This is a genomic window from Streptomyces tardus (assembly GCF_018101125.2).
In the GTDB taxonomy this organism is placed as follows: domain Bacteria; phylum Actinomycetota; class Actinomycetes; order Streptomycetales; family Streptomycetaceae; genus Streptomyces; species Streptomyces tardus.
The window spans coordinates 1,536,067-1,542,351 of sequence record NZ_JAELVF020000001.1; the positions used below are offsets into that span (position 1 = coordinate 1,536,067).

The 6,285-nt window shown below is 68.7% G+C and carries 8 protein-coding genes; all 8 read left to right on the forward strand.

Annotation, left to right across the window (positions count from 1 at the left end; translation table 11 throughout):
- The first annotated feature begins 35 nt into the window (after positions 1 to 35).
- The 8 genes from JGS22_RS06610 to JGS22_RS27015 all read left to right on the forward strand — a co-directional run bounded on the left by JGS22_RS06610 (position 36) and on the right by JGS22_RS27015 (position 6,125).
- Positions 36 to 299: an acyl carrier protein gene (locus JGS22_RS06610; RefSeq protein WP_211040596.1), complete on the forward strand. Its 264-nt coding sequence runs from the start codon at positions 36 to 38 to the stop codon at positions 297 to 299.
- Complete coding sequence (locus tag JGS22_RS06615) at positions 296 to 694, forward strand: 3-hydroxyacyl-ACP dehydratase FabZ family protein (RefSeq protein ID WP_211040595.1); 399 nt, start codon at positions 296 to 298, stop codon at positions 692 to 694. Before JGS22_RS06610 ends, JGS22_RS06615 begins: the two co-directional genes overlap by 4 nt.
- Complete coding sequence (locus tag JGS22_RS06620) at positions 691 to 1,188, forward strand: 3-hydroxyacyl-ACP dehydratase FabZ family protein (RefSeq protein ID WP_211040594.1); 498 nt, start codon at positions 691 to 693, stop codon at positions 1,186 to 1,188. Before JGS22_RS06615 ends, JGS22_RS06620 begins: the two co-directional genes overlap by 4 nt.
- A 27-nt stretch (positions 1,189 to 1,215) precedes the next feature.
- The gene (gene fabG, locus JGS22_RS06625) at positions 1,216 to 1,962 is read left to right on the forward strand and encodes a 3-oxoacyl-[acyl-carrier-protein] reductase (RefSeq protein WP_211040593.1); all 747 of its coding nucleotides are present in this window, start codon (positions 1,216 to 1,218) and stop codon (positions 1,960 to 1,962) included.
- A 116-nt stretch (positions 1,963 to 2,078) separates the two neighbouring features.
- The gene (locus tag JGS22_RS27010; protein WP_308405546.1) at positions 2,079 to 2,843 is read left to right on the forward strand and encodes a YbaK/EbsC family protein; all 765 of its coding nucleotides are present in this window, start codon (positions 2,079 to 2,081) and stop codon (positions 2,841 to 2,843) included.
- A gap of 184 nt (positions 2,844 to 3,027) precedes the next feature.
- Positions 3,028 to 3,981, forward strand: a complete 954-nt coding sequence (locus JGS22_RS06635; protein ID WP_211040591.1) for an ATP-binding cassette domain-containing protein — start codon at positions 3,028 to 3,030, stop codon at positions 3,979 to 3,981.
- Between the two features lie 37 nt (positions 3,982 to 4,018).
- Positions 4,019 to 4,876, forward strand: a complete 858-nt coding sequence (locus tag JGS22_RS06640) for an ABC transporter permease (protein ID WP_211040590.1) — start codon at positions 4,019 to 4,021, stop codon at positions 4,874 to 4,876.
- 289 nt (positions 4,877 to 5,165) lie between these two features.
- Positions 5,166 to 6,125, forward strand: a complete 960-nt coding sequence (locus JGS22_RS27015) for a helix-turn-helix transcriptional regulator (protein ID WP_211040589.1) — start codon at positions 5,166 to 5,168, stop codon at positions 6,123 to 6,125.
- The last annotated feature ends 160 nt before the right edge of the window (positions 6,126 to 6,285 follow it).

The following is a 6,285-nucleotide window of genomic DNA, read 5'->3' on the forward strand; positions in this document are numbered from 1 at the left end:
AGCGCCGCTCACCAAGAACACTCGAAAGGAACCCAATGTCTATCGACGCGGTCGCTCCCCTGGATCGGGAAGAGCTGCGCAAGCTGCTGGCCGACACCATCGACACCGACGTGTCCGAGGTCTCGGACGACGCCGACTTCGTGGAGGCCCTCGGAGTCGACTCGTTGATGGCCCTGGAGGTCGTCGTGGTGGTGGAGCGCAAGTACGGCATCAAGATCGCCGAGACCGAGATGCGCTCCGTCCGGACGCTGGAGAGCACCTACGAGCTGGTGCACAACAAGCTCCGGGTGGCTTCGTGATCAGTCCGGTCCAGGCCGTGCCCGAGCGGCTGCGCCCGCTCGCGCGCGAGGAGGGCTCGGAGAGCTGGTCGGGCTCGTACTCGGTGGAGATCAGCGAGAGCGAGCCCGTCTTCGCCGGGCACTACCCGGACTTCCCGATCTTCCCGGGCGTATGCGTCATGGAGTGTGTGCGCCGCGCAGCGGAGGCCGAAACGCCCCCGCCCGCAGGGAAGTTGAGACTCGACTCGGTGGAGTCGACCCGCTTCCTGTCCGCCGTCCACCCCGGCGACCGGCTGGCGATCGAGCTCAACTGGTCGCCGCGCGGCGAGGGTTGGCGCTGTCAGGCCAAGGTCGCCACCCAGCACGGACAGGCCGCCACCATGCGTCTGCGCTATCTGCCGGAGGCGGTCGCATGACGGCCGCCGCCGGAGCCACCTCAGCAGAGGTGCGCGCAACCCTTCCGCACCGCTATCCGATCCTCCTGGTCGACCGGGTCCTGGAACTCGGCGAGCAGGAGATACGTGCGGTCAAGGCCGTCACGTTCAACGAGCCCTGGTACGCCGGTCTGGGCCCCGACCCGGACCAGGAGGACCTGGCCTACCCGCCGTTCCTGCTGATCGAGTCGTGGACGCAGACCGCGGGTGTGCTCGCCAAGCGTCTGGCGGGAAGCGAGGCGGACGGCCAGGTGATGCTGTTCGGCTCCATGACGGGCATCGAGTTCCACCGGCCCGTCCACCCCGGGGACGTCGTCGAGCACCACGCCCGTCTGGAGCGCGCGGTGAACGACACGATGATCTTCGAGGGGGTCAGCCGGGTCGCCGGAGAGCCGGTGCTGACCGTCGGCCGCATCACGATGGCCTTCCGCCCGGGCGAGCAGCTCAACCCCGCCGCCGGTCCCGCGACCGGATGACCAGCACAGTCCATTGAGGAGAGTGTCATGACAGAGAACGCAGCGCCTGTCGCCCTGGTGAGCGGCGGGTCGCGCGGCATCGGCCGGGCCGTGGTGCTCCGGCTCGCCGCCGAGGGATACGACGTCAGCTTCTGCTACCAGTCCAACGAGCAGGCCGCGCTGGAGCTGGAGAAGGAGGCGGGTGAGCTCGGCCGCCGAGTGCTCTCCGTCAAGGTGGACGTGACCAGCTCCGCCTCGGTGAAGGAGTGGGTGGCCCGTACGGAGTCCGAGCTCGGCCCGGTCGACGTCGCCGTCAACTCGGCCGGCATCACCCGGGACAACCCGCTGGTGCTGATGTCGGACGAGGAGTGGCACAGCGTTCTGGACACCAATCTCGACGGTGTCTACCACGTCAGCCGCTCGGTGATTTTCGAGATGATGAAGCGCAAGTCCGGCACCATCATCAATATCTCCTCCATAGCCGGTGTCTACGGAAATCCGACACAGTCGAACTACTCCGCCTCCAAGGCGGGCATCATCGGTTTCACCAAGGCACTCGCCAAGGAGGTCGGCCGCTACAACATTCGCGCGAATGTGGTGGCGCCCGGATACATCGAGACCGATATGACGGCCGAGTTGACCGACAAGGTCAAGAAGGAAGCGGCGAAGCAGGTTCCGCTGCGCCGTTTCGGCCAGGTCGAGGAAGTCGCGGATCTCGTCGCGTTTCTGGCCGGCGAGCGCGCCGCGTACATCACCGGGTCGGTCTTCCAGATCGACGGCGGAATGACCGTCTGACACCACCTCCGGGAAATGTGATGACGACAAGCGGACACCGTCCCGCCCCTGTCGGCTCCGGAACCGCGAAGCAGTGCAGGGGGCGTGGCGGTGCCACGCCCCCGAACGCGGCCTCCGTGCCGGCTCCCGTCCCGCACGGGATCACCGCCGAGTCCACCGCCGAGTCCACCGCCGAGTCCACCACCGCATCCCCCGCCGCGGCTCCTGCTCCGATCGCCGCCACGATCCCGACATCCACCCCGATTCCCCCCTGTTCCACCTCCGCGTCGGCCGTCACCCCGGCCGACACCGAGCACACCGTCACCGCCGCCGCACCGCGGGACGGGCTCCCGCCCGCCGGTCCGCCACCCCCGGACACGGCAGGCCCACCGGCTCCCACCGAGCCGCAGGAACGTTCCGTCAACGAGCGCCTCACCGCACTGCTCGACGACGCCGGCGCGACCTACCGTCTGATCGCGCATCCGCCGGAGGGCCGCACCGTCGAAGCCAGCGCACTGCGCGGACACCCGCCCGCGCTCGGCGCCAAGTCCCTCGTGGTCGTGGTGCGTCCGGACAAAAGGACCCGCCGCCACGTCCTCGCCGTCATCCCCGGCGACCGCCGGGTGGACCTGCTCCGGGTCGCGGAATCCGCGGACGCACGGAAAGCCGGTTTCGCCGATCGCGAGACCGCGGAAAAGCTCGCGGGTTCGGTCAGCGGAACCATCGTCCCGTTCTCCTTCCATCCCGAACTCGAAGTGCTCGTGGACGAAGACCTGTTGGACCACGACATTCTCTATTTCAACGCCGCCCGACTCGATCTCTCCATGGCTCTCGCCACGAAGGACTATCTGCGGGTGGTGAATCCGCGCACCGCGCGCATCAGCGAACCGCCCGTCGGCTGACGGAAGCGGGCCGGACCACCCTCCCGGCCCGCTTCCGTCTCCCTTCAGCAACCTGCATGCGGCACCGTCTGCGCGTCACCACCGCCTTAGCATCTCAAGTGCAGCGGTGGCGGCATTTTCCGATCACATATCCGAACCGTGGCCTGCTACCGGGCCGTCGGAGAAAGCAACGGAGGCCCAACACGTGGCTCAACCCCTGATTGAGGCAACCAACGTCACGAAGTCGTTCGGCGAGGTCAAGGCGCTGAACGGCGTGAACGTGTCGGTTCCCGAAGGTTCCATTCACGGCCTGCTCGGCCACAACGGCGCCGGTAAGACCACCCTGGTCCACATCCTGTCGACGCTGCTGCAGCCGACTTCGGGCACCGCCCGCATCTGCGGGTTCGATGTGGCCAAGAACGGCCAGGACGTCCGTCGCGCCATCGGACTGACCGGCCAGTTCGCCTCCGTCGACGAGCAGCTCTCCGGACGCGACAACCTGACCCTGATCGCCCGTCTGCTCGGTGCCAACAGCCGTCAGGCGCGCTCCCGCGCGGACGAGCTGCTGGAGCTCTTCGACCTGACCGCGGCGGCGACCCGGCCGATCTCCCAGTACTCGGGCGGTATGCGGCGCCGGCTGGACATCTCCGCCAGCCTCGTCGGCTCCCCCCGCGTCATCTTCCTCGACGAGCCGACCACCGGTCTCGACCCGACGGCCCGGGTGGGCGTCTGGGAGATCGTGGAGCGGCTCGCCAACGACGGTGTCTCCGTCCTGCTGACCACCCAGTACCTGGAGGAGGCGGACCGGCTCTGCGAGGAGATCACCCTCCTCTCCAAGGGCAGCGTGATCGCCCGCGGCACCCCCGCCGAGCTCAAGGCCGACGTCGGTCAGCGCATGGTGACCGTGACGCTGGCGTCCGAGGCCGACATCCCGCTCGCGGTGAAGGCGCTGGAGCACGCCGGTGCGCAGCCGAACACCCAGGAGTCGGGTGCGGTCATCAGCGTCCCGGTCGCCGTCTCCTCGGACCTCGCGCTGATCGTGCGCGCGCTGAACGAGGCGCACACCGAGATCGCCGAGCTCGGTTTCTCCGAACCGACCCTGGACGACGTGTACTTGAGGCTCACGCACGAGCCCGGCGGGCAGCCGGTGCCGGCATGACCGTCCGTCCCATTCCCACAGAAGAAGGAGCGCACCGATGACGGTCACCGAGGCCGAGGCCGGTCACCAGCCGAAGCCGCCCACGCCGGTGAGGAGCCGGCCGATCGACCAGTGGGGCTCCAGCAACCTGGTCTCCCAGACCATCGCGCTGACCCGCCGCTCGATCAAGCCCTACCTCCAGACCGGCGTCCTCGTCGTCACCTTCATCGAGCCGCTGGTCATGCTGCTGATGTTCGCCGGCGTGCTGAAGGTCCTCGGTGACGTCCCCGGCGGCGCCGCGGGCGGCCCGGACATGGCGTACATCGACAACCTGGTCCCGGCGATCATGATCATCACCTCGGTCGCCGCCGGCGCCCAGGCGGGCAACGGCCTGATCAACGACCTGCGCAACGACGTCATCACGCGCTTCCACACCATGCCCATCCGCCGGTTCAGCGTGCTGCTGGCCCGGAGCTTCGCCGACGCGGCCCGCGGTCTCTACCAGCTGATCGCCGTCGCCGTGCTCGCCGCCCTGCTCTTCGGCTTCTCGCCGTCCGGCGGAGTGCTCGGCGTCATCGGTGCGATCTTCGTGGCGCTGCTCGTCGGTTGGTCGATGAGCTGGATCTTCATCGCCATGGCCGCGATCCTGCGCAACGGCGACGTGCTGCGCATGATCACCACGCTGATGACCTTCCCGCTGCTCTTCGCCTCCAACGCCTTCGTGGACCCGGAGTCGATGCCCACCTGGCTGCGCGTCATCGCCCAGGGCAACCCGATCTCCTTCGCCAACGACGCCACCCGCGGTCTGGTCGGCGGCAACGCCGACGCGATGGAGCTGCTGCTGACCGTCCTGGTCTGCTCCGCGCTCGTGGCAGTCTGTGCCCCGATCTCCAAGAAGTCGTTCCGCGTCATGTGAATCCGACGCGGAACGCCGCGGCCCCGGCAGCAACGACCGCCGGGGCCGCGGCGTTTGAGTAGACGTCGGACGCGCTGAACGCGTGTCCGGTTCCGGCTCGCGGTGGCCGTTTGCTACCCACCAGTGGCCAGTTCTTCCACCTTCCCCGTCTTGAGGCGCCTCAAACCAATCAATCTCTGGCACCAAGCTGTCGGAACCGCACTCGGAAGTTCCACACCGGTCGACCTCGCACCTAGCTTTGAGCTCGTCAGGGCAACTGCCCCGGAATGAGAACTCCCAAGAGGTTGACGTGTCGGAATCCGGAATTGGTCTGGGTAAGCGTTCGGAGCACCTCTACCGGACGCTGCTCACAAGGACGAGTTGGCGTACGCACGATCTGGTACACGCGCTGGACTGGCCGCAGGAGGAAGTCGTACGCGCGATGGAGACGCTGCGGACCGAGGGTCTGGCCAGCATCTCCGAAGGCGACAGCACCGCCTTCCGCGCGGTCGAACCGTGCATAGCTCTGCCCGCGCTGCTTGCGCGGTGGATGCGGGAGGGGCGTTCGCCCCAGCCCCGCCCGGTGGAAATCGACCGCTTCATCGCTCTGCACGAGCGCGCCGCCGAGCGCGTCGCGGAGTCCGCGGGCGAGGGCCGCAACCGCAAGGACACCTCGACGGTGATCGAGCGGATGGTCGCGAAGTCCGAGCGGGAGCTCATCTTCCTCGTCCCCGGTCACATCGAGGGCGGTTACGAGTTCTCCCGGCCGCTGGTGGACACCGCGCTGCGCCGAGGCGTACGGGTGCGTGCCATCTGGGCCTCGTCGGTCTTCCAGCCCCCGGCCGCGATGGCGCACGCGCAGTGGCTCGCCCAACAGGGACTTCCGCCGCGCACCATCAGCACCACCCCGCCGCGCGCGATGATCCTGGACGGGTCGGTGGCAGTCGCCGTCGACGAGGTCGAGGGTCCCCGAGTGCTGCGCTCCGCCCAGGAGGTGGAACCGCTGCTCGCCCTGACCGAAAGGCTCTGGGAACGCGGCGCCGCGATTCGGCAGGTGGGCCGGAAACCCGGCGTCCCCACCCCTCGCCGTCCGCGCACCGAGATCGTCCTGCGGCTGCTGGCAGAGGGCCTGACCGACGACGCGATCGCCCGCAGACTCGGGTGCAGCGTGCGTACGGTGCGCAACGACGTCGCCTCCGCCATGAACGCACTTGACGCGCGTAGCAGGTTCCAGGCCGGCGCCCGCGCCATGCAGGTAGGACTCATCTGACCTGCGCAAACCGCGCAGTGTCACCACTCCCCGGCGCGCCCTCCCCCCGGGCGCGCACTTCTCCACCAGCGCCGCCTCCGGCGGCAGTTCGGCTCGTACGGGGAACGTCTCCGCTCCGTTGGGACGTCCCCGCTCGTGCAGCCCCCTCGGTGTCCGGGCC